Source organism: Nostoc sp. C110 (assembly GCF_043099725.1).
Taxonomy (GTDB): domain Bacteria; phylum Cyanobacteriota; class Cyanobacteriia; order Cyanobacteriales; family Nostocaceae; genus Nostoc; species Nostoc muscorum_A.
The window spans coordinates 5713762-5738776 of record NZ_CP171148.1; the positions used below are offsets into that span (position 1 = coordinate 5713762).

Here is a 25015-nt window from a genome sequence, read left to right on the forward strand (position 1 = left end):
TCCCTTTGCGTTTAAAAATCTTTCACAAACTCTGTTAAGAAACGGAAAGCCTTCAAAATATAACTAGCACAATCTCTAGGAGAGGTATTGTAAAACGATCGCCACGCACTCGCCTTATCCTCATCATAGCGATCGCTGCGTTGACTATGATTCTCTAACCACGCTAATCGCACCGCGTGTCCAATCAACACATCTAACACAATATATTCTTCGATTTGCAGCTTGGGATTATTAGCTGCGATCGCTCCTAATTCGATTAATGCTTCAATATTAACTTGGCGATATTCTGGAGCTTCGATTTTATTCAGCAAATGCTCAACCAAGAGAGCAAAATTTCTTTCCCCTGCTGTCATCTCGGACAACATTATCTCACTATCTAAACGATTGCGGCGCTCTAGTTTATCCCCAATTACTAGACCCTTGCAATGTTGCATTAATAGCCAAACCTGCTTGAAAAAGTCTTTTGGTACGCGCCCCGTCGCACCTTCGGCTTGACGAAACCGCCGCCAACCACCTGGTGGAACTTCTATTTCTTCAGCGATTCCTGGTAACACCACCCAAGCAATATCACTTTCTTTTTGCTTGACGTGCAGTGATTCTTGTTGGCGTAACAGGTTACTCATGCCAGTATATCCAGTTAATACCTGACGCAAGCGCATTTTCACTTCAAAGGGTGAAAGTTGCATTAAGCGATCGTAAGCTTCATCTTGAGTGACATGCAATTCCTGTGCTAGTTCGCTGGTGATCAATAAGATGAGATAGCCGACTCTCAGCGTTAGTAGTCCCTGAAATAATTGGGATTCTGAGCGAATTAAGATACCAAGATAGATTAAAATTTCTTGGGTTAGGACGCGATCGCGGATATCTTCACGACAAAAATGATTAATTTTATCGGCAATTTCATCATGGGACATGGGTACGCTAATCAAGGACGCTTCGCTGTAAGCTTTACCCACAGCAATTTGCTTACCCCTTACCAAAATACTTGTGACTGCATCTGAGAGGCTGATATCAACCATTTGCCGTAATCCCGCAGCCCGACGTACCACTGCCCAAATACCTAAATCTCCAGCTTTGGTATAAACTTCATCGAGTAAATCAGCAACGGTGACGCGATATCCTGGGCCACCATATCCCGTATCAAATTCCATTCCCTGCAAGCGAGTTAAGGTTTGCAATAACTCAATTTGCTCGTAAATATTCTCTGATGAACGTAAATAAGAAAGTAATAATGCAAAGTTAGTTTCATACTCCATCTGAAATTCTTGAGTATGCCCTAAGCGCCAGTTTTTCTCAGGATGATAAGCCAAATAATAGCAACGTGGGCCAGCATTTCTCACTGGCGATCGCGAGAATTCTGCATTGGGAAGAAAATCAATTCTTTGGATTCCGGCTGTTAACATTAGCTGATTTAGCCGCCCTAATTTCACTTGCACACCGTTACAAACACCATCTTTTAGTTCTTGCATCAGTTCTAGTAATGCTTCAGAACCGATTTCTAACATGGTGTGCGTCAACATTAAAGTCAGAGTAGGACGACCTAAATCGCTCCAGTATTTTTGAATATAAGCTAGTTCGCTTCTAATTTGATCTAACAGAAAATGGTAATCAAGGGTTAAGTAAAATTGTTGAGAGTCTGAAAATGAAGGCAAAAATACAATTGTTTCACCACGAATCCGAAAGATTCTAGATGTTGTCAAACTCCGCAGCCGTCGAACTGGTCGCCCAGTTAAACCAAGTTTTTCATTACGGCCAATTTGCGTATAAATAGCTGAAAATTCTCCAGCTTTTCTCACTTGAATCGGTTCAACTTGGGTAGGCGTTTGTGTTTCAATCCCATGAACTTCTAGTTTTTTTTGTAAATCTTCATCTTCTGCTAACAACGCAATTTGTACCAATGATTCGCGCTGTTTTCCCACGCACAAATGTCTTCCCAAAGGGTCGATATCACCAACTGCTAGCAACCCTTCACTCAACATTTGACTAAGAAAATATAAACTCTGCGCCCACACCAAAGGAATATTTTCATTGGGTAAACGTGGTTGCGTTTGGGGTGCTAACTTTTCTGCTTCTATGTTTTCGGCTGGGACATAATATAGTTCTGGCAATAAACGCAAACCATCTTGTTCTATAAGTAATGATTCTAAAAGTTCTTGGTATTTTTTAACTTGTTCTTGCTCACCGCAAAATAATCCATCTAAAACTAAATAAGTGAAAAATAAGGGCCATTCGCATTCAATATGCTCAAATTGCTTGAGTTCCCACGGTTCGTAGTGCAAGCGCTGATTATCTTCTAAAACCGTCTGGTGTCCATCACGCAAAAAGCGTTTGCAGCCGTATTTACCTGCGAGTTTATTGATAATATCGTTTAGAGTGCGATCGCGTAATTCCAAATCTTCCACTGCAAAGGCAGGATAACTAATAATACTTAACAGCGCCGCATCAATTTCTTTGGAACCAGATTCTCTCGGTAATAACGATTCTAGAGTAATTCGGGCGCGGGCAATTTCATCTGGTAGCACATGAATCACCGATGCTTGACTACCACGCACACCAAACAAATCCAGCCCATTGATAGCTTCTAAAGCAGCTTTTGCCATACCTACGGAACTGGCATTTAACTCAGCATTACCACGATTAATTTTATTACCACGTTCCCAAATGCCGTAATCTGGAGTGCGGTAAGCTCGTCCAATGTAGTAAACCAAATTTTGGACAAAATTTACTTCATCAATTGTATAAATTATTGGCAATCCCGCAGCCGTCATTTGCGCCAACATCAGCAAAAATATAGATGTGGCATCAAGTTGCAAATGTCCCCATTCGTCATCACCAACAACAATATCACCAGTCGCAGTATTATATTTAGCGTGCAGTCCATCTAGTAGCGACTGAGTATGTTTAAATGTCTCTACTTTATGAGCCTGTCGCATCATTGCAAATAGCAACCCGCGCATCAGTTTGATGACACTGTGTTCTAGTTCATAGGTGCGTCCTTTGTCGTCGTCAATCTTGCGGTATGCAAGCCCTAAACCCCAAACTGCCAAAATGCTGTAAACATTGTCTCGCACCCAGGCATCTGTATAATCGCCGTGGGCTGTAATCGCTGTACTCGCAGGTAGTAAACCAGTAATCGGATTCTGCCGAGTCAGGATAATCGTTTTGATTTGCTGGTAGTAATAGTCCAGGCGAGTTAGCAATTTGGTAGATGTTTTCATGGTTTGGTTCAGAACAACTTGCAAAATTCGACCCTGTGACTGTCAAGTGAATTACCTAAACCAAGCCAGAATAATTTCTGTAATGGTTGATGGGACAACAGCTAAGGGTGGTGTGAGTTTATTATTATCTCTTGTTAATACGCCTCTGGGTACTTAATTTTAGCGATCGCAAACTAAAACACTATTTACTTAGGTTGTTTTATACTTAGGATAGCGAAAATTATTATTGGGAGTCCTTTTTGGGGCGATGCGATCGTTGATTGCGTCGTAGAATCAGCTCAAAAACGCGGCGTTAAACTAAGACAAATTGCCCTATCTTACTAGCACCAACAACGGTAATTGGTGCTAGTAAGATAGAGCATCTAAAAGAAGCAGTTATTGGTGTGACTTGCAGGTTTTCAATTAATTGAGGTCGCTACCACACTCAAATTAACTTTGATAGGGGCGCGGCAGTTGGCGCAGTTGATGAGCAGTATCCAATTCACTATTGTTTTTTCTGCCATACCCCCAACCCAAGATGCGACGATATTCACCCATGATGCCACTTTCAATTAAATCATCCTCATTGACTGCAACATTGGTATGAGATTGGGGCGCAACATAGAGTGCATCCGCAGGACAATAAGCCTCACACATGAAACAAGTTTGACAGTCTTCTTGTCGAGCGATCGCAGGTGGTTGGTTAGATACGGACTCAAAAACATTGGTAGGACATACTTGGACGCACAGATTGCAATTGATACAGAGTTTATGACTGACAAGCTCGATCATGATACTGCTCCTGCTACGACTTTGATACAGAGGGTGTGGTTTGAGTGTTTGGTACTGGTGCTGTAGCGATCGCGTTCTGCTCGTCGTAGGCGATGGCATCCGTTAGCCAATCACGCCTCACCCATAGACGATCTAAGCCGCCGGTTGCCTGATAATAACGCTGATTTGGATCGGTTTCAGGATAGTCCATGCGAATATGTTCGCTGCGGGTTTCCGTGCGATGTAAAGCACTAAAATATGCCCATCGCGCTACAGCCGTGAGAGCAGCCGCTCGCCGAGAAAATTCCACATCGCGCACTGTATCTTGTTTCGGGTTCGTCTTTACCTGCTGCCACAACGTTTCTAATTTGGCCAGGGAATCCAAAAGTCCCTGCTCACAGCGCAAGTAATTCTTCTCTAAGGGGAACATCTGCGCTTGTACGCCGCGCACGATCGCCTCGCTATCGAATGTTTCAGATGTGGGAGACTGCGATGGACTACGCAATCCGGCTTGACCAGCAGGATGCACCACCCGTTCATGAGCATAAGCGCCAAGACTCTTCGCAAATTCAGCCGCGCCAACTCCAGCCCATTGTCCTGTGGAGATTGCCCAGGCCGCATTGGGGCCACCACCCCCAGAAGCTAAACCTGCTAAAAACTCCCGCGATGCAGCATCACCGGCGGCGTAGAGGCCAGGAACCTTTGTACCGCAACTATCATTCACAATCCGAATTCCACCCGTACCACGGACTGTACCTTCTAAAATCAGTGTTACAGGCACTCGTTCTGTATAGGGGTCAATGCCAGCTTTTTTATAGGGTAAAAAAGATATGAAATGAGACTTTTCAATCACCGCCTTGACTTCAGGTGTAGCTCGATCCAAACGAGCATAAACGGAGCCTTTCAGGAGGGCATTGGGAAGAAACGATGGATCGCGACGACCATTGACATAGCCACCAAGATCGTTGCCTGCTTCATCGCTGTAACTAGCCCAACCAAAGGGAACACCCCTTGTTACAGTGGCATTAAAAGCAGTCGAAATGGCATAGTGATTAGAAGCTTCCATACTGGAGAGTTCACCGCCAGCTTCTACTGCCATCAGCATTCCATCACCTGTATTGGTATTGCACCCTAATGCTTTACTCAAGAATGCACAACCACCATTGGCCAGGACTACTGCACCAGCGCGAACAGTATAGGTACGATGATTTTGTCTCTGCACACCTCTTGCTCCAGCCACCGAGCCGTCATCAGCCAATAAAAGCTCTAGAGCAGGACTTTGGTCAAGAATCTGCACCCCAACACGCAATAGGTTTTTGCGAAGTACCCGCATATATTCGGGGCCATAATAACTCTGGCGCACGGATTCCCCATTTTCTTTGGGAAAACGATAGCCCCACTTTTCAACTAAAGGCAAACTGAGCCAAGTTTTTTCGATTACACGCTCGATCCAACGTAAGTTAGCTAGGTTTTTTCCTACGCGATAACGCTCCCATAAAACTTTGTCCCAATTTTCTGGAGAAGGAGCCATGATGCCATTACCACTGGCAGCAGCTGCACCGCTCGTACCTAGAAAACCTTTATCAACAATGATTACTTTGACACCTTCTGATGCGGCTGCCCATGCTGCCCATGCTGCGGCAGGGCCGCCACCAATTACCAGCACGTCGGCAGTTAATTGCAGTTCATTTTCGCTATAGGCTGTTAGCAATTCTTTGTCCTCCTTTTTGGCAGTCAACTTCATACTTTGACTTGGAAAAGTTCTGTTAGAGGGAATTTGAGTAGCGTGTTGATTTCTTAACTCAGTCCCTAAGAGTTCTTTAATTTTGAATTCCGCTTTGCTGTACCAGTCCCTTTTTCATCCGTCCTGGTGTACGCAGTTCGTGATAAATACTTATGCAGTAGATAGAGTTTGCATAATCTATACAAAGAATGTGTAAGGCAAATTACAGTTCACATGATACACTAATTATTAGTTTTACAAACATTAAGTGTTACGAATTAATGTCTTATCCGGTTAGAACTGTGGTAAAAGTTTCCATTCTCGTGAGGGGTAATGACATATCGGCTCACACCAATATCACCATGACCAGACTTAGTAGAGTGCTATGTAGATAAGCTGGCAGCACGCACGCATCTTTAACAAATGAGACGCTATGAACTTCCTGTTATTTCAGCAGTCTAAAAATATATTTGCATTATACTACGGCAATTCGATCGATTTAGTGTATGATTCTAAAAACTACGACCGCTTCCTTTGGAATATTGCTTGTAGTGGATAGCAATATTCCAAAAGAAAAGGACGAGTGCGGACACCACCTTATAAATCAAACTTTGGAGAGTCTACATGGGCTACAAGCATATTGAAGTCAAACAAGTAGCTGGTTTTATTGGTGCTGAAATCAGCGGCGTGAATCTTTCGCGTCCTCTGAATGATGATGAAGTCAAAGAAATTCGCAAAGCACTATTAAAGTGGAAAGTTGTGTTCTTCCGTGGTCAGAACATCGATCATGCTGCCCAGGTTGAGTTCACATCTCGTTTTGGCGAAGTGACTTTCGCGCATCCACTTGGAGAGCCTGAACCAGTTGCGGGATTTCCGCAGATCAAACCCGTAGACCGTAGGCTCTATGAAAAGCAATATGGTTTCCGCAGTGGAGGCCCCTGGCACACAGACGTGACTGCGGCAATTAACCCACCAGCAGCGTCAATTTTGCGTGCAGTTAATGTTCCTAGCTTCGGTGGTGACACCCAGTGGAGTAATCTAGTTGCAGCTTATGAGGGTTTGTCAGCACCTTTACGGGCGCTAGCAGACACATTGAAAGCTGAACATCGCTTCAATGGAGGTAAGCATCAGCCCCGCAACAGCAAGTTCACCGAGCGTATTGCTGTCAATCCACTAGTCTCAATCCACCCAGTTGTTAGGGTTCATCCTGAGACTGGTGAGCGTGCGTTGTTCGTTAACCCTGGCTTTACCTCGCACATTGTTGACGTGTCACCACAAGAGAGCAACCTGCTGCTGGAATTGTTCTTCAACCAAATCACCAAGCCTGCTTACACCACCCGTTTCCGTTGGAACAATGGTGATATCGCCTTCTGGGACAACCGCGCCACAGTGCATTTGGCTCCTCAAGATTTAGATCATTTGGATGTCGAGCGTCTCCTCTATCGCACCACTATTACTGGCGATGTTCCAGTTGGGGTTGATGGTTTCCGCTCAGAAGTGGTTCAAGGTGAAGCGTTCAGCGCAGAAGTACCAACCGTCTTCAAGCAAAAAGCCCAAAATCTGGAAGCACAACCAGTACTTTCGTAAACCACAAAATACTAAACCGGGCTGCGTGCATCTGCCTGACGCAGCCCATTATTGAAGTTCCTAAATAGATTTTTTTGTATATTCACCAGCATTTAATAGAATAATAGAATCTTTTTTTTGATTGCCGTGGATTATATTTCTTGTATATCAGCCTTTATCCAAACAGAATTCTTCAATTTTGTCCAGGTAACTATGCATGAAGTTGCTTGATACAAAAGACTACTTATTAAGTTTGTAAATATTTTAACTCTGTGAATTTTGCGAGTAAATTCCTTGATTGGCTTGACATAGCTTCTAGCAGTAGTAAAATCTACTTTAAGTACACAGAAATTACCTAAATTTTAGGGCAATTAAATTAGTCATAAATATTATAGATACTGAATGCTAATATTCAGTGTCTACCTGAGAGTGCGATTCCGGGTTAGGATGATGACTAGCAATGCCTTAATTTAGATATCGATATTGAATTGTTGAAATTTTATGGGCAATAGTCCACCAGATGGCAGTATCAACCTCCTCTGAGCTGGCGAGGAAGTCTCCCAGCGCGGGGGAGACTTAGGAGATATATCTCATGCTCACACAAGATATTCGTGATTTGCTTACTGATACTACCGATTTAAACCAGTTGAAGTGGGATTTAAATCGCTTGCAACCTGTGGATGTGGGAGATTACATTACACAATTGCCTGAAAAACAACGCGCGATCGCATTCCGTTTACTCAACAAAGGTCAGGCAATCGATGTATTTGAATATCTGCCTACAGAGGTGCAGGAAGAACTAATTAATTCTCTGCATGATGTTCAAGTAGTGCAACTTGTAGAAGCCATGAGTCCCGACGAACGGGCAGAATTGTTTGATGAATTACCTGCTGGGGTAATCAAACGGCTATTGCAAGAACTGAGTCCAGAACAAAGGCAAGCAACAGCAACGATTCTCGGCTATCCAGAAGGTACTGCTGGCCGGGTGATGACAACCGAATATGTCCGGTTGCGGCAAGGATTGACTGTAGGTGAAGCCCTAAGTAAAATCCGCCGTCAGGATGAAGATAAGGAGTCTATTTATTACGCCTACGTCACTGATGATAACCGGACGCTGGTGAGAGTAGTTTCACTGCGCCAGTTGCTATTTACCTTTCCCGACGTTTTCATCAAGGATATTTCTAGCGATCGCGTCATCAAAGTTAGAACTGAAACTCCTCAAGAAGAAGTGGCGCGAATCATGCAGCGCTACGACTTAATCGCTATCCCCGTAGTTGATCGGGAAGACCGATTGGTTGGCATCGTCACCATTGATGATGTCATGGATATTTTAGAAGAAGAAGCCACAGAAGATATTCAAAAACTGGCGGGTGTGAGTGGTGATGAAGCGGCTTTATCCTCTCCCCTACTCACCATCCGCAACCGCTTACCTTGGCTGTTGGGCATCATGGCTATGTATATTGGTGCAGCCAGTGCGATCGCGCCTTTTCAATCTGTAATTGCCGCAGTGCCAGTGCTAGCAGTCATCATGCCAATTTTTTCTAACACTGGTGGTACTGTCGGTATTCAATCATTAACGGTGACAATTCGCGGCTTGGGAGTGGGAGAAGTAACATCCAAAGATACCTTAAAAATTCTCCGCAAGGAACTTCTAGCTGGTTTAGGTACAGCCGTAGCTTTAGCCACAACGATGTTCCTGCTTTCCCTAATTTGGGCGCGACCCCAAGAACGATGGGTAGCTTTAATTGCTGGAATGGTAATGGCAACTAATACAATTGTGGCTGTTACACTCGGCACTTTATTGCCAATGGGTTTGACACGCTTAAAACTTGACCCTGCTTTAGTTAGTGGCCCGTTAGTGACTACAATGCTAGATACAATTGGGTTTCTAACGTTCCTTAGCCTAATTTCTCTAGCTTTAAACGTTTTCCATTTACCAACGTGAAGGTGTTGGGCATAGGGCATGGGGTATATAGGGCATTGATTATTTCTCCCTTATCTTCCCCAGTCCTCCAGTTCCCAATCACCAGTCCCCAGTCCCCAGTCCCCAAATATGCCTACTACCACCTGGAATCGTCATCACATTCTCTCCCTAGCCGACTTCACTACCACTGAATACGATACAGTTTTGCAAACTGCGGCTTCTTTTCAAGAAGTGCTATCGCGGCGGACGAAGAAAGTGCCAACTTTGCAGGGACAGGTGGTGGCGAATTTATTTTTTGAATCTTCTACCCGGACTCGCAGTAGTTTTGAACTCGCGGCGAAACGCTTAAGTGCGGATACACTCAACTTCGCCGCAGCCACATCTTCAATGACTAAGGGAGAAACAATTCTCGATACGGCGAAGACCTATTTGGCAATGGGAACTGATATTATGGTAGTCCGCCATCGAGAGGCAGGAGTACCAAATGCGATCGCGGCTGAAATGGATCGTCTAGGTGTACGAGTTAGTGTCCTTAATGCTGGTGATGGTCAACATGAGCATCCTTCCCAAGCACTGCTAGATTTATTTACCATAACTACTCTAATTGACCCAGCTAGTCCCCGACTGGAACTTTTAAAGGGGAAAAAGATTGCCATTGTTGGAGATATTCTTCATTCTCGCGTGGCGCGATCGAATATTTGGAGTTTAATTGCCAGTGGGGCCGAAGTCCATCTGGCAGCACCACCAACTCTCTTACCCAAATTATTTGCCGAGTACATTTCTGAAGAATTAGGAGTCAGAAGTCAGGAGTTATCCCCCCACTTTCCCACTCCGCCACTTTTTCTACATTGGCAGCTAGAACCAGCTTTACAAGATGCCGACTTTGTGATGACTCTGCGCCTACAAAAAGAGCGTATGACGGCTCATTTATTGCCAAGTTTGCGAGAATATCATCAGCTATTTGGTATTACACGTACAAAATTGCAACTTTGTAAACCTAATGTTAAAGTTTTGCATCCCGGCCCCGTTAACCGTGGTGTTGAAATTAGTTCTGAATTGATGGATGATCCAGAATTTAGTCTTATTCAATCGCAAGTTACTAGCGGTATCGCCGTTCGCATGGCGCTACTATATTTGTTAGGTAGCGGCAAAGCTTAATCCTGACAATACATTTTTACCTGATAATTGGCAGATTTTACACTTCTGCATTCTATCCAGTTCCGATATATTCCTAACTCCTAACTTTTTTACCTTACTGACCCAAAGTCCGAGTATAAATTACCTGACCTTGAGAATCATAAAGGATAAGGGACAGGTTGGCATTGTCACTAATTACAGCTAGAGCTTCTCGTAAGATTTGCAAGTGATTGGTAATATCAACAGCAGTACTAGAATTCTCAGAATAAGGATTAGCCAAGTTATTTTGTCTTACTTGGTCATACTCAGAAGTTAAACGGACAATGATTCCTGCATTGTCTATGGTAAAGGTACAAATCTGAATTTCATTAATACAGGTTTTATCCAAATCAGTGCGGGTTTGTTGCAAACTACTAACAACTTGTATTTTTTCTTGTGCTTGTTTAAGGGCTATTGAATAGGGTTCGATGAGTGACTGAGCTTGAGTGTAGTACAAGCTATCTTGGGAAATTTTTTTAACAGTTTGTAAAGCCTGCTCCCAGTATGTAGCGGCTGCTTGCCATTGGTTTTGTTGCTCATAAAGCTTGGCTTGCTTGGCGGTGCTAAGAACTTGTTGGTAGGTTTTAACAGCTAATTGTTCCTTAGTCGCGCGATCGCGTGCCGCCATCAGTTTAGGTTTATAATCTGCCAACAGCTTTTCAGCTTCTTGGTATCTAGGGCTAGTTAAGGGAATACTATTCAAAGCATTAATCGCCACCAGCCAAGTAGACCGCACCTTTTGCCAATCATTCAAAGATTTAGCAGTACCTTCTTGCTTTTCGGCAGCACTAGCTACAGCTTTTGCTGCTGTTAGTTTTTTTAGCCATTTTTCCTCAGTAAATATCTGCTGATTTACAGCGTGCAAACGAACTCGATAATTAATCAATTTCCCTTGCACTAGCCCATAGAGTTCACTGTCGGGACTTATAGTTTCTAGTGGTGCTATAGCCTGTCGCCATAAATGTTGTCTAGCTTGTAATTCCTCTAGGCTAGATGCAGGAGTTTGAACTTTTTGTGTCGCCAAAGATCCTATCTGCAAAGCCTTGACTACCTGGTTGATTTTTTCTGATCGTCCAGACAAACTTGCTTTTAGTTCTTCTGATACCTGGGAACGAGGCGACCAACTAGGAATTACATTCAAGGCTGTACTAGCTGCCGCAAGTTGCTGTTGTACGGCTACTAATTCTTGTTCAGACTTAGCACGGCGTATCAATTGTGGATATTTTGTTTTTAATCGCTCGGCATTTTGTATTTCTTTACACTCCGACATTACACAAGGGCGAGTCAAGAAGTAAGCACCACTGCCTAAGACGACAATTCCCGCTAAGGCTACACCCAGCAGCATGGGTTTGATTACGAATGCTTTTGAAGTCGGCAAATTCGGCGCATCTGCAAACGGATCAAACAGTTCCTCTTCTTCTGTCTCATCAAGTGATGGAGAATAAGTCAAAGCAGATGAAGAAATAGGATAAAAGTATTGCCCCTCTGCTCCCCCTGCCTCCCCTGCTCCCACTACTTCCTCATCTCCCCATCCTCTCGTCTGCTTCAGGGGTAGAAAACATTTGGCATAAGGGAGTTGTTCACCAGAAACTCTGAGGAAACATTGCACTCGCTGTTCTCTGTGGGGTGCTAAAGACTGAAGTACTTCCTCAATGACTGCAAAGATTGTCTGAGCGTCAGCTATTACATCTGATTCATGTTGCGTTAAAATCATTAACCCGTCTTTATTGACGGCACACTTAACCTCGAAGACTTCAGCCGATGAGACTTCTACAAGCAATTGTTCCTGCAAAGTCTTGGCTAAAAGCTGTAAATCTTCGTGCTGGACTGCTACTTTCATAGAGCTTTCCCGCTTAACTTCTATATTGTTTTGATTATTTTTAAGAGGATGAAATGAACTTTTTAGTTTTGTTGAATGCAAATGCACAATTTAACCAACCACAGCCTGAAAATCTGAACGACCAACTTTCTAACACAAATTCTGACTTTTCACCAAAAATTAAAAAAGCAATTATTGTTCGCGGCGCTACATTTTCACGCTACTAGATGCAAAATTAAATAATCTGTCTTCAGATATAAATTACAAATAAAAAATGGGAATAATAGGAATTTTGAGTATTTTCACTGCATTATTTTGCGACAGTTAAATTTAGAGTAGCTACTATTCTGTAAAATTTTGGTTGCAGAGCAGTTGTGAAAATTTTATCCAAAGGTTAAGGAAACAGTGCTAGGTCAGAGGGTTTTGACAGAAATGGTAGTTATCTTCTATGCTGGGAAACTTACTGAGGAGATTAATTACCTGTTGTGGCTCTGGCACAAACAGGTTAGCTATCAAAATTAATATGCCTCATTTGCTGGGTTCGATAAAATTGATACGTAGAAAAAGAAATTTTTATAGCTGCCAAAAGCTTAATTTTTAAATAAAAGTGCTGCAAAATATTAAAACAGCATTCACTAAAAGCTTGGAAAGTGTCAATACAAGGTGTATCAATGGATTTATTAGAGTATCAAGTTAAAGAATGGTTTGGGAAGATAGGCATTCCGGTCTTGCCCTCCCAACGGATTGACCATCCTACAGATTTGAAACGTTTAAAAATTCGCTTTCCGATTGTGCTGAAATCTCAAGTACATGGAGCAGAGCGGGCAAAAGCGGGTGGAGTCAGGTTTGCCGAAACGACAATTGATGCGATCGCAGCTGCTCAAAATATTTTTAGTCTACCAATATGGGGCGAATTGCCAGAAGTGGTGCTGGCAGAATCCCAATACGACGCGAATCAAGAATTTTATCTAGCGGTAGTTTTAGATACTGCTGTCTGCCGACCAGTACTTTTAGGTTGTAAAGAAGCAGACATCGATTGGGAATCTGCTGGAGAAAAAATGCACCATGTTGTCGTGGAACAGGAATTTTCGCCATTTTATGCCCGAAGACTAGCTTTGAAAATGGGTCTACAAGGGACGCTGATGCAGTCGGTAAGCAGCGTTTTGGAGAAGATGTACCACTTATTTGTGCAAAAAGACCTGGATTTAGTCGAAATAAATCCCTTGGCAGTCAGTGCTAATGGTCAAGTTATGGCTCTCAATGGTAAAGTCAGGATTAACGAACGGGCAATCAAGCGTCATCCAGACCTGGCTGAGATGGCTGCAAAAATTATCAGCCGTCATACCAGTACTGAAATTAATGGTATTTTAGGTGACTGGGATGGCGTAAAAATGCACGGTAAAATCGGTATTTTAGGTAATGGTACTGGTTCAGTGATGGCAACTTTAGATTTAGTCGCCAATGCTGGTGGCAATCCAGGTGTTTGTTTAAATTTACGTCATGCTTTCCTCACAGATACAACACCAACTACCTTCCGCGATCGCCTAGAGACAGGTCTGAAAATCCTGGAAGCTGACAAAAGCATTCAAGTAATACTAATAAACTTTCTGGGTAGCATTCCTCAAACTGAGGAAGTGGTTGAAGTTATAGCCAGAGTTGTAGAGCAAGACAACAGCGAACTTGAATCACAAGTTGTACGTTCTAATGGTAGTAAAAGTCGTCAAGTACAGCATTTTACACCCTTAGTTATCCGTCTTGCTGGTTCTGAATTTGATGCTGCTAGAAAATATTTAGCAACACTAAAAACCCACAGCAATGCGCTACTCGTGGTAGAAAATTTAGATGAGGCAGTAGCGGCAGCAGTTCGTCTTGCTAAACCAACTGCTAATAAAAAGTAGTGACTGTGATTTTGTTCCAAATCAAAAATTATTAATTTTTACCACGTAAATATATTGTTGGGAATTGGGCATTAGCCTGGATTTCTCACAAGTGAGAAATCCAAGGGGTGTGGGAAGTATGGGAAGTATGGGAGGTGTGGGAGGTGTGGGAGGTGTGGGAGGATGGGGAAGAAGTCTTACCCCCCACACTCCCCACACTCCCCACACTCCCCACACTCCTCTGCCCCCTCCCCCTGCCTCCTGTGGCTTAACTCACTGGGTTGTCAAACTTACGGTAATTTTTTATGAACCTAACGCCAGAAAGTAAAGTAATAATTCAAGGCTTTTGTGAATTTATATCAGGCACTCATGTTGCTCAAATGCAAGCTTATGGTACGAATTTGGTAGCAGGTGTCAATCCGGGATGTGGCGGACAGGAACTGCATGGACTGCCAGTATTTGACTTAGTAGAGGAGGTAATAAAACAATTTGGGGTAATTGACACAACAATTATCTGTGTAGATCCTTACGACGTTCTAGATGCTGCATTAGAAGCGATCGCATCTCATATTAGCCAGATCATTATTATCACTGCTGGCGTGCCACCTTTGGATATGGTGCAATTACTCCGCAAAGCCGAAGCCTGTGAAACTTTGGTAATCGGGCCTAACAGTCCGGGGATCATTGTGCCGGGAAAAATTCTTTTAGGCACTCAACCTAGTGAGTTTTATACTCCTGGGGCAGTGGGAATCGTTAGTCGTAGCAGCACTCTCACCTACGAAGTTGCTTACGAATTAACAAAAGCAGGTTTGGGGCAGTCGATTAGTGTCAGTATTGGTAGTGATGCGATCGTTGGTTCCTCGTTTCTCCAATGGTTGCAAATTCTGGATGAGGATGAAACTACAGAGGCGATCGTTTTAGTCGGTCAACCAGGTGGTGGTAGTGAAGAAGCAGCAGCCCGGTATATTGCTGAAGCAATTGATAAACCAGTAATTGCCTACATTGCAGGTAGACAAGCGCCACCAGGAAAAAGTTGGCGGCAAACTGGGACTTTAGCAACGGTTATCGGACGCGATCCTAACTTTGGGACAGCCCAAAGTAAATTAGCTGCTTTAAAAGAAGCAGAAGTTCCAGTAGCTGAACGCCCTTCTCAGATTCCAGAATTATTGAGAAAGGAAATTAATTAAGTTAGGTCGGCGAAATTAAAGCTAACTGGCTAAGGCTGTCATTTGTCCTTTGTCATTGGTAAGGGTTTTAAGCATATTTACGTTTCGTAACATACTTAGTTTTTTTAACACTAACTTACTTAATTACAAAAAGCTAAGGAAGCAATAATCTGGCTTCGTCTGCCAGTTTTAATCCATGAGTAATAGCGATCGCTCTTGATGTGATAATCTCATCAAAAGTTCGCCCAAAGCGTTGCTCTAGCCAGCTATGACGAGATTCGTTTTGCACTAGCTTTAACAGCCTCCCTGCGATTAGACCAAAATGAAGTGCCGCTAAAGCAGCATAAGTAAAGCGCACCACACCTTCATCCCCATTCCACCCAGCAGAACGCAACCCCGTTAAGTAACCCTCAAGCACAAGTTTTTCCAAGGGTATCAGTGATGAACTATCGACGAACAACAAGAAAACGCTGTCCAGCACCAAATTTATGATGTCTTCTCCCAAGACACCATAGCCAACAAAAGACCAATCGATGAGAACAGTCTGGTCATTGCCATCTGCGTTACGTCGAGAAAACAAGTTGTTAGGCGTAATATCAAAGTGGCAGAGTGTATGGGGTGCTTTGTCCACAGTGTCGAGAAGGATATGGCGATCGCTCCACAAGTCCATGACGCGATCGCCGATATCTGGGGAAAATATCTGTTTTAGTAGCGGGTGCTGCCATACAGCAGGTTCTCGCAACGCTTCTAAAGCTGTACTATCAATATTAGATACCCATGCTCGATGCCAGTCACGACTCAGCCAAGGCTCAGAAGGCAATGATTGCGCCATTACATAGCTGCCTTGTAAATAGCCAAGGTGACGGGCTGCCACACCAAAGCGCTCCAGGGGCCAAATAGTGCCGGGACTGCCCTGAATATCCTCCAGCCACAGCCAGACGACATTAACAGATGGCTCTGTAATAGCGAAACAACGGGGGGCTACTAAGTCACCAGTCCAATTATCGAGAATTTCCGATGTATATATCAACGCCTCACGCTGCCAGTAATTCCAGTGTGTGGGGTCTTGAGAGGAATTGAAAATAGAGCCAGCATTTTCTGGTTGTAGGTGCAAAATCTTCAGAATTACCGACCAAGATAATTGTTCGCTGCCATTGTTAGCAATACCAGTAATGCGCTGCAAACCGGCTGTAACGTTATTAATAATATGGTGAGCGATCGCTTCGGAGTGCCATTCGCCCAAAGTGGCAGTTTTACTGTCGAGTGTACGACGGACAACGGTCGTTAATGTCACCTCATCAATTAGCGGATGCGCGGAAGGTGAATTCATTGGATCAATACTTTATAAAATTTCATCGACTACTTGATGAGGGCTTACGCAAACAATAGCCAAAACTCTGATTTTCAGGTATGGGCAATTCATGAATTGTCCTTACAGCGTGTAATTTGGTGTAAGCCCTAATACTGAATCAACCTTCTAGTAAAGTGTCACTCCTCGGTTATAAGTATTGACATTTGTCACCAGTTCCACGACGACAGACAAAATCTTTAAAACCCTTCTGCCTTAAAGCGCGTAACCTTTCATCATCACCAAAAGTTGCCAAGAACCATACAAACCCCAAACTTAAAATTGAGATAAGTAAGTCGGCGCGAAAAAACCAAACTATGTAAAGATAAGTAAATACGGAGAATGCATCTACCGAGGTGACAAAGATATGGGCGCTCGTTTAAGGGTGTTTTTGACTCGCGATCAAGATAAAACTCTATTAAACCTAAGAACTGCGGATGCACCACAGAAAGTCAAAGACCGAGCAGAGATAATCAGGTTAAATGCACATGGCTGGTACGTGGAAAAAATAGCCGCCCATTTTAACTGGACTCCACAAACAGTGAGAGAAGTTTTACATAAATGGGAAAAGCTTGGTATACAAGGGCTTTGGGAAAAACTTTCTTCGTGGCGGAAAACCAAAGTGCAAGGAATCAGACATAGTTTTTTTGGAAGAATGCCTGAAAAAGGAACCACGCACATACAACAGTCTTCAACTAGCCCAAAAATTAGAAAGCGAGCGCCAAATTAAACTGAGTCCCGATAAATTAAGACGGGTACTCAAAAAAAGGGGATCATTTGGAAACGAGCCAGAAAGAGTCATAAAGGAAAACAAGACCCTGTAATACGGGAAAAAAAGCAGGCAGACCTAGATATGCTGGAATTATCTGCTGCTGCTGGAGAAATAGACCTGAAGTATTTAGATGAATCAGGGTTTTGTGCATGGAGCGAACCGGGTTACACTTATTACCCGCGAGGTGAGCAAAAACGTCTGGAACAAACCCAGCGTCGTGGTCGCAGATTAAGTATTATCGGATTTTTTCAACCAATAATAAGCTTTATTTACGGTCTGGTTATCGGAGGTGTTAACAGAAAAGCTTATATCGAGATGATGGAGCAAGAAGCGGCAGATGCCCAAAAGATAGGGCGCATCAGGGTAATAGTGCAAGACAATGGTCCGATACATCGATGTCTTCAGGTACAGCAGTTATGGGCAAAGTGGGAACAAATGGGTTTGTACCTCTTCTTTTTGCCGAAATATTGCTCTGAAATGAATCCGATTGAATTGGAATGGCAACACCTGAAAAAACATGAACTAGCGGGAAAAATGTTTGACGACGAGTTAGAACTTGCCTATGCCGTAATTGATGGTGTTAAAGCTAGAGGAGAAAAAGGAAACTACAGTACACATCGTGTTAAATTTAACTCCCATGACTCTGGTTAAGATTTTGTTACATAGTTATAAATTTTCCCGCCGACTTACTTAAGTACAATTGCAGATATGTGTTTCGCACCATAAGTCAAAATTTCCTTTTCGTCACATTATATTTAGTCCACATGGGCACTAATGAATGAGTAGCATTTGATTAGGGCGATGGTTGCTTGCGATCGCAAAAAATGTGGTTAAAGATAGTGCTTTTGAGTAGCGATTGAGTAGTATGATTGAAACCCAAGCCTGAAAGTACTGTCCAGCCAGGGGAGAAGCACATTAGTTTAGAATTACCGCCCAATTAAATCAGTAGCTCATAGGGGAAATCCTTTTGACGCTAGCCTCTGCGTTGTAGCGACTAGCACGACACGGAGAAACGAAAGTTTGACAGATATTTTGCGGAAATCCTACAAACCTCCAGCAAAATAGCCTGATTCAATGTAATATCTGTCACATACAGTTGTCGGAATGCAGTTAACAGTGTCATAAAGAAAAGGCGAAGGTTAACCTATAGGGTAGAACTTACCTGAGAGTTGCTTGCACCTCTAGCTTTGATGGATCACATTCATGACTGAACTCACGCTACGCCTAAAAGAGGGAGATACGGAGACAACGATCGCAGTCGATCAAGGTATATTCACAATTGGTCGTTTGCCGGAATGTAACTTGTACTTACCTTTTGCTGGAGTCTCCCGCAACCATGCTCGCCTGATGAAAACAGCAGACGGTGTGTGGACTATTGAGGATCTGGGCAGCAAAAACGGGACGCAAGTCAATAAATATCTGATTAACTGTCCCCAAGAGTTGCATCATGGTGATATCGTTTGGTTGGGCAATGTTAGCCTGGTAGTAATGCTCACAAGCGCTGTCGCTCAATCGATATCTGAGTATCACGCAAGTTCGGAAAATAATGAGCAGAGAACAATTCTGCACAATGTCGAACAATTACAACAGCAATGGATTGCAGCTGATAGCAAGGATGGGAATATCAGCAATAAGGACAAAACCATTGCCCGTCTCAAAGACTTAGTGGACATAGCGAAAAATCTCTGTGCAGCGGCATCTATAGAAGAAATTTTTTCTCAAGTGCAGCAAGTAGTTTTTCGTTACCTTGATAGTATTGATCGCTTGGGACTATTAATTGATGTTAATGGTTGCGGTCAATTAGAGTTAGTGAACGCAGCTACGAGAAATATTTCCCAACAAAAACATCTACCCTCAGATGGAAGTTGGATCAGTCGGAGTATCTGTCAAAAGGTATTTGACGAAAAAGTTGTGATTCAAACCGCCGATACCCATCAGGATGAACGGTTTGCTAGTGAACAGAGTATTTTAGTCAAAGGCATTCGTAGCGCGATGGCAGTGCCTTTATGGGATGAAAATAAAGTTGTAGGCGTACTCTATGCCGATGCCAATCTTTCTTCTTACCATTGGGCAAATGAAGGCGAAGAAGAACTCAGCTTTTTTTCGGCTTTAGCAAACCTTGTAGCTTCGAGTGTGCAGCGTTGGCTATTGGTAGAGAAACTCAAAACTGAAGAGATGATTCGTCACCGATTAGAACGCTATCATTCTCCAGCAGTTGTGCAGCAGTTGATATCTGTAGGCGGATTACCGGGTGGTCGTTTAGCACCAGCCGAGAGCGAAATCAGTATCTTATTTGCAGATTTAGTAGGTTTTACAGCAATTTCTGAACGGTTAACACCAACTGCGATCGCTCAACTATTAAATAATTTATTTGAAGAAATGCTAAAAGAAGTGTTTACTTGCGGCGGCACTTTAGATAAATATATTGGCGATTGTATTATGGCATTTTTTGGCGCTCCAGAACCGCAAGCAGATCACGCCGATCGCGCTGTTACTGCTGCCAAAGGAATGCTCACTCGTCTCGAACATTTAAATGCCAATGGTTTTTGGCACGAACCCCTGCAATTACGGATTGCTATCAATAGCGGTAAGGCTGTTGTGGGAGATGTCGGTAGTTCCCAAAGGGTAGATTATACGGCATTAGGCGCGACGATTAATCTTGCTGCTCGGATGGAAGCAGTTTGTCCCCCTAGTGAATGTGTGATTAGTCAAGCCACTCATAAAATGCTTTCACTGCCTGAAGACTTTCAAGAAATGGGAGACTATCGTTTCAAAGGTATTGATCGATTAGTTAAGGTTTATCAGACAAATTTGCAGCAAGTGCCAACAATTATTGGCTATTAGTCATTTGTCATTGTCGATGGCGCAGCCTCTCGTAGAGAAGTATTGGGTATGGGTATTGGAAAACGAATTAACAAATTACTAATGACTAATTTATCAAGATAAATACGTAGTTAAGTTGTATCTTTTATTTCAAAAGTAATTGCAAAATTGTAATATTAAGCGACTAATTTTTGTTTAAAAGACTAAAATTTGGGTGTAGCTTCCAGAATTGATCTGTGTAACACTAGGAAGCCTACCTGAAGCTATTTTTTAACGGGAGGTCAGGTAATGGCGATCGCTACCATCAATCCCGCCACTGGGGAGACGCTCAAGACCTTTGAGGCGCTCAATGATACAGAAATTGTTGCTAAACTCGATTTGGCAAATCAGACTTTTGAAAAGTATCGTCAGACTGATTTTTCTGAACGATCGCAATGGCTACAAAAGGCTGCTGATATTTTAGAGCAAGACAAAGCAGAATTTGCTAAGTTAATGACTCTAGAAATGGGTAAGCCATTTAGAGCTGCGATCGCAGAAGTCGAAAAATGCGCCGCCGTCTGTCGCTACTATGCTGAACACGCCCCGGCTTTTTTGGCTGATGTCAGTGTAAAAACTGATGCCAGCCAGAGTTTTGTACGTTATCAACCAATGGGTGCAATTCTCGCGGTGATGCCGTGGAATTTCCCCTTTTGGCAAGTGTTCCGCTTTGCTGCACCAGCATTAATGGCGGGAAATGTCGGCTTACTCAAACACGCTTCCAACGTGCCGCAGTGCGCCTTGGCAATTGAAGATATTATCCGACGCGCGGGTTTTCCTGAAGGTGCGTTTCAAACTTTATTAATAGGCGCTGCCAAAGTTGCCGATTTAATGGCTGATGACCGCGTAAAAGCTGCCACCTTGACAGGAAGCGAACCAGCAGGCATATCCCTCGCTGTCGCCGCCGGCAAACAAATTAAAAAAACCGTTTTGGAATTGGGAGGAAGCGATCCATTTATTGTGTTAGAAAGTGCTGACTTAGAGACAGCAGTTGTCACAGCTACTACAGCACGGATGTTGAATAACGGGCAATCATGTATTGCAGCGAAACGTTTTATTGTCGCAGAAGCGATCGCAGATCAATTTGAAAAATTGCTTTTAGAAAAATTCGAGGCGCTAAAAGTAGGCGATCCTATGCAACCGGATACCGATTTAGGCCCACTGGCAACACCTGGTATTCTCCAGGATTTAGATCAACAAGTGCAAGCTGCTACCAAAAGTGGTGGTAAAGTCCTCACCGGCGGACATCCTTTATCAGATCGTCCAGGGAACTTTTATCCGCCAACGATTATCATAGATATCCCGCCTGACACACCAATTGCAAAAGAAGAATTCTTTGGCCCAGTAGCCTTGTTATTCAGGGTTCCTGATATCGATGCTGCCATTAAACTCGCTAATGACAGTCCCTTTGGATTAGGTGCAAGCGCTTGGACAACGAATGACCAAGAATGCGATCGCTTGGTTGAGGAAATCGAAGCAGGTGCCGTATTTATCAACAGTATGGTCAAATCCGATCCTCGGTTGCCCTTTGGTGGTACTAAGCGTTCTGGATATGGCAGAGAATTGAGCATCCAAGGTATACATGAGTTTGTCAATGTGAAAACCGTGTGGGTTAAATGATTAGTCATTGGTCATTGGTCAAAGGACAAAGGACAAATGACTAATGACAAAGAACAAAAGTCTTATTCGTTAATAGAGTTGTCGGGAAATAAAATGAATACAGCAGAATTATTGGTGCAGTGCCTAGAAAATGAAGGAGTGCAATATATTTTTGGACTCCCTGGCGAAGAAAACCTGCATGTTTTGGAAGCGTTAAAACATTCTTCGATTAAATTTATTACAACTCGTCATGAACAGGGTGCAGCATTCATGGCCGATGTCTACGGACGTTTAACAGGAAAAGCAGGGGTGTGTCTTTCTACTCTTGGCCCTGGGGCAACCAACTTGATGACTGGGGTAGCAGATGCTAACCTCGATGGTGCGCCTTTAGTGGCGATTACCGGTCAAGTGGGAACAGATAGAATGCACATCGAATCCCATCAATATTTAGATTTGGTGGCAATGTTTGCACCTGTTACCAAGTGGAATAAGCAGATTGTGCGACCGAGTATTACACCAGAAGTAGTGCGGAAAGCATTTAAGCGATCGCAATCTGAAAAACCCGGTGCAGTTCACATCGATTTACCAGAAAATATTGCTGCTATGCCCGTCGAAGGCAAACCTTTGCGTAAGGATAATAGCGAAAAAACTTATGCATCTTTTGCTAGCATTCGGGCAGCAGCAGCCGCAATTTGCCAAGCAGTTAACCCATTAATCTTAGTCGGAAATGGGGCAATTCGCGCTCATGCCAGTGATGCCGTAACGCAATTTGCAACTTTGCTGAATATACCTGTTGCTAATACCTTCATGGGTAAAGGTGTGATTCCCTACACACATCAATTGGCTTTGTGGTCAGTCGGATTACAGCAAAGAGACTTCATTACCTGCGGTTTTGATAACACAGATTTAGTAATTGCGATCGGCTATGATTTGATTGAGTTTTCCCCGAAAAAATGGAATCGTAATGGTGAAATTCCGATTGTGCATATTGGGGTAAGTCCGGCGGAAATTGATAGTAGTTATATTCCTAACGCCGAAGTCGTGGGAGATATTTCAGATTCCCTCTATGAAATTTTAAAATTAGCAGATAGACAAGGTAAACCCGATCCTTTTGCTATCAGCTTAAGGTCAGATATTCGGGCTGATTATGAACAGTATGCCCATGATGACGGATTTCCGATTAAGCCACAAAAGTTAATTTATGACTTACGGCAAGTGATGGGCCCAGATGATATCGTTATCTCTGATGTTGGCGCACATAAGATGTGGATGGCCCGTCATTATCATTGCCATAGCCCCAATACTTGCATAATTTCCAATGGTTTCGCGGCTATGGGTATTGCCATTCCTGGCGCTTTAGCAGCAAAACTCGTTCATCCTAAACGCAAAGTTGTTGCTGTAACAGGCGATGGCGGCTTTATGATGAATTCTCAAGAATTAGAAACAGCCTTACGTGTCGGAACACCTTTTGTCACCATAATTTTCAATGATGGTGGCTATGGATTAATTGAGTGGAAGCAAGAAAATCAATTTGGCAAAGGAAACTCATCTTTTGTGCATTTTAGCAATCCTGATTTTGTGAAATATGCTGAAAGTATGGGTTTAAAAGGCTACCGAGTTGAATCGGCTTTAGATTTGATTCCCACTTTGAAAGAAGCCCTCGCTCAAGATGTACCCGCCGTGATAGATTGTCCCGTAGATTACAGGGAGAATCACCGCTTTAGCCAAAAAGCCGGCGAGTTGAGTTGTGCGGTGTAAAAAGTTACGGCTTAGGAGTTAAGAGTTATAACTGAGGAGTTAGGAATTATCGAACAGAATTCAGGAGTCAGAATTCAGAATAATACCTCCGGCACACTCTTCGCGTTCAGCATGAATTCTGTATGACTGGCGCGATGAATAATCAGCGTTTTTGCACCGCCACTAAATTGAAAATTTGATGGTCTTCACTACGTAACGCAAGCGCGTCATCGTTCGCGCAGCGTCTCATAGAGAGTGTCTTGATTCTGATTCCTGAATTCTGAATTCTGAATTCTGAATTCTTCTTCAATTATCCCTAACTCCTTTTTTAGACGAAATAGGTTTTCAAAGATGATTTCAAGCATCAGTTATATCAGTGCTGTATGTGGCGTATTTGTATTAGTCAGCGTTAGCAGCTTTCACAAGTCAGCGATCGCTACTATAAATAACCAGTCCCAGCTAATAGCACAAAGCCAGGGTAAAACCCAGGTACACCCAGTTTTTAAACCTATTTTGCCTAAATTAAAGCAAAAGACTCAGATTCGGGTTCTGTTACCGAAGTTTATTCCTGAATCAGATGGGGAAAATCGAATTTACGCAATTATAGAAGCTGCTACACAAAAAAACTACGAGATTTTGCTCGGTTTCAGTCCTGATTGTAGTGGTGGAACTGCTTGTCGTCTGGGTGTGATTTCTGCTGAAGCAGTAACCCGCAAAACCCCCCGCCTGAATGGTAAAGCTGTATCTTTAGCTAAGGGTATTACTGGCTATTTTGTGGATTTTACTTGTGGTGCTAATTGTTCAGATGCTACCTTGACTTGGAGACAACAGGGTGTGCAATATGTTGTTGGGTTGAAAGCAGGCGATCGCACTTCTTTGATAAAAATGGCTAATTCTGCGATTAATCCCTAACTAAGATCAGAGTTTGATTCTACTTCCCAGCGAAACAGCCGTGGCAATTGAGACACATCTATAACGTAGTTAACAATCCACAACACCAATTCAAAAATCAATAAATATCGTACCCATACCAACTGACTTTTAGAATCCAAAAGTGTTAAACCTTCATATAGCTGCCAGAAGCGGTAAGGCAAGTATATATAAGGAACCATTACCCACACTACATTTTGCAACTGCCTGAGTGTTACTATCTCAGAGATAATTTGCAACCCTAAGATAATAAAATACCAACCAAGCACAGTCAACACACTGCGATCGCCCCACCATACACCCCACAATAGCATCACTACTAAGGGCAGCAATCCTCCTAGCAGTTGCACTGAGCCAAACCAGATTTTATACCAACCGGGAAATGGCAAAGGTAGAGTATAGGGCTTTGTGTGTTTCCACCCCCAGTTCACAACCACAATAAAAAGTGTGGCAATTGTAAAAAAGAGAAGATTTTCTATTAATAGATAGAGATTAATATTTAAGTAATTCATGTCGCTTCGTTCCAAATTCAAAATTAACTCATTCCAATC

17 protein-coding genes and 1 pseudogene are annotated in these 25015 nt (G+C 43.0%); 12 read left to right on the plus strand and 6 right to left on the minus strand.

The genetic code is table 11. From position 1 onward, the window contains the following. Positions 1–11: 11 nt before the first annotated feature. From ACFFRD_RS29415 to ACFFRD_RS29425, 3 genes are all read right to left on the minus strand, one after another. Positions 12–3218: a glycoside hydrolase family 15 protein gene (locus ACFFRD_RS29415; protein WP_392479233.1), complete on the minus strand. Its 3207-nt coding sequence runs from the start codon at positions 3216–3218 to the stop codon at positions 12–14. 429 nt (positions 3219–3647) lie between these two features. Then, positions 3648–3989, minus strand: coding sequence for a 4Fe-4S binding protein (locus tag ACFFRD_RS29420; RefSeq protein ID WP_392479235.1), 342 nt, complete (start codon positions 3987–3989; stop codon positions 3648–3650). 13 nt (positions 3990–4002) lie between these two features. Next, positions 4003–5679: an FAD-dependent oxidoreductase gene (locus ACFFRD_RS29425; protein ID WP_392479237.1), complete on the minus strand. Its 1677-nt coding sequence runs from the start codon at positions 5677–5679 to the stop codon at positions 4003–4005. A 636-nt stretch (positions 5680–6315) separates the two neighbouring features. Between ACFFRD_RS29425 and ACFFRD_RS29430 the strand changes: the two genes are divergently transcribed. The 3 genes from ACFFRD_RS29430 (at position 6316) to ACFFRD_RS29440 (ending at position 10339) form a co-directional block, all read left to right on the plus strand. Further along, entirely contained in the window at positions 6316–7278 is a 963-nt protein-coding gene (locus ACFFRD_RS29430; protein ID WP_190962183.1) for a TauD/TfdA family dioxygenase, read from the plus strand. Positions 7279–7849: 571 nt separating this feature from the next. Continuing rightward, complete coding sequence (gene mgtE / locus ACFFRD_RS29435) at positions 7850–9202, plus strand: magnesium transporter (RefSeq protein WP_392479239.1); 1353 nt, start codon at positions 7850–7852, stop codon at positions 9200–9202. Positions 9203–9310: 108 nt separating this feature from the next. Further along, complete coding sequence (locus ACFFRD_RS29440; protein WP_179074569.1) at positions 9311–10339, plus strand: aspartate carbamoyltransferase catalytic subunit; 1029 nt, start codon at positions 9311–9313, stop codon at positions 10337–10339. Between the two features lie 94 nt (positions 10340–10433). On the opposite strand, the gene ACFFRD_RS29445 is transcribed toward ACFFRD_RS29440, so the two are convergent. Next, positions 10434–12197 carry a hypothetical protein gene (locus tag ACFFRD_RS29445; protein ID WP_392479242.1) on the minus strand — a complete coding sequence of 588 codons (1764 nt, stop codon included), beginning with the start codon at positions 12195–12197 and terminating at the stop codon, positions 10434–10436. 53 nt (positions 12198–12250) lie between these two features. Between ACFFRD_RS29445 and ACFFRD_RS29450 the strand changes: the two genes are divergently transcribed. The 4 genes from ACFFRD_RS29450 (at position 12251) to ACFFRD_RS29465 (ending at position 15240) form a co-directional block, all read left to right on the plus strand. After that, on the plus strand, positions 12251–12403 hold the full coding sequence (locus ACFFRD_RS29450; RefSeq protein ID WP_179074567.1) for a hypothetical protein: 153 nt from the start codon (positions 12251–12253) through the stop codon (positions 12401–12403). A 444-nt stretch (positions 12404–12847) separates the two neighbouring features. Next, positions 12848–14074: a succinate--CoA ligase subunit beta gene (locus ACFFRD_RS29455; protein ID WP_114083362.1), complete on the plus strand. Its 1227-nt coding sequence runs from the start codon at positions 12848–12850 to the stop codon at positions 14072–14074. Between the two features lie 91 nt (positions 14075–14165). Beyond that, complete coding sequence (locus tag ACFFRD_RS29460) at positions 14166–14381, plus strand: hypothetical protein (RefSeq protein WP_392479245.1); 216 nt, start codon at positions 14166–14168, stop codon at positions 14379–14381. After that, the gene (locus tag ACFFRD_RS29465; RefSeq protein WP_179074565.1) at positions 14359–15240 is read left to right on the plus strand and encodes a CoA-binding protein; all 882 of its coding nucleotides are present in this window, start codon (positions 14359–14361) and stop codon (positions 15238–15240) included. The genes ACFFRD_RS29460 and ACFFRD_RS29465 overlap by 23 nt, the downstream gene beginning before the upstream one ends. A gap of 133 nt (positions 15241–15373) precedes the next feature. Here ACFFRD_RS29465 and ACFFRD_RS29470 read toward each other — a convergent pair whose 3' ends face one another. Then, on the minus strand, positions 15374–16549 hold the full coding sequence (locus ACFFRD_RS29470; RefSeq protein WP_392479247.1) for a phosphotransferase: 1176 nt from the start codon (positions 16547–16549) through the stop codon (positions 15374–15376). A 385-nt stretch (positions 16550–16934) separates the two neighbouring features. Here ACFFRD_RS29470 and ACFFRD_RS29475 point away from each other — a divergent pair. The 5 genes and pseudogenes from ACFFRD_RS29475 (at position 16935) to ACFFRD_RS29495 (ending at position 24446) form a co-directional block, all read left to right on the plus strand. Further along, positions 16935–17990: pseudogene (locus tag ACFFRD_RS29475) on the plus strand (IS630 family transposase). 552 nt (positions 17991–18542) lie between these two features. Then, entirely contained in the window at positions 18543–20183 is a 1641-nt protein-coding gene (locus ACFFRD_RS29480; protein ID WP_114083882.1) for an adenylate/guanylate cyclase domain-containing protein, read from the plus strand. Between the two features lie 267 nt (positions 20184–20450). Further along, a complete protein-coding gene (locus ACFFRD_RS29485) occupies positions 20451–21818 on the plus strand; it encodes an NAD-dependent succinate-semialdehyde dehydrogenase (RefSeq protein ID WP_392479250.1) in 1368 nt (455 codons plus the stop codon). A gap of 93 nt (positions 21819–21911) precedes the next feature. Then, the gene (locus tag ACFFRD_RS29490; protein ID WP_114083884.1) at positions 21912–23555 is read left to right on the plus strand and encodes an acetolactate synthase large subunit; all 1644 of its coding nucleotides are present in this window, start codon (positions 21912–21914) and stop codon (positions 23553–23555) included. Between the two features lie 330 nt (positions 23556–23885). Beyond that, positions 23886–24446, plus strand: a complete 561-nt coding sequence (locus tag ACFFRD_RS29495; protein WP_392479252.1) for a hypothetical protein — start codon at positions 23886–23888, stop codon at positions 24444–24446. On the opposite strand, the gene ACFFRD_RS29500 is transcribed toward ACFFRD_RS29495, so the two are convergent. Next, entirely contained in the window at positions 24443–24976 is a 534-nt protein-coding gene (locus ACFFRD_RS29500; protein ID WP_392479254.1) for a hypothetical protein, read from the minus strand. The two genes, ACFFRD_RS29495 and ACFFRD_RS29500, sit on opposite strands and share 4 nt — an antisense overlap. Positions 24977–25015 lie beyond the last annotated feature (39 nt).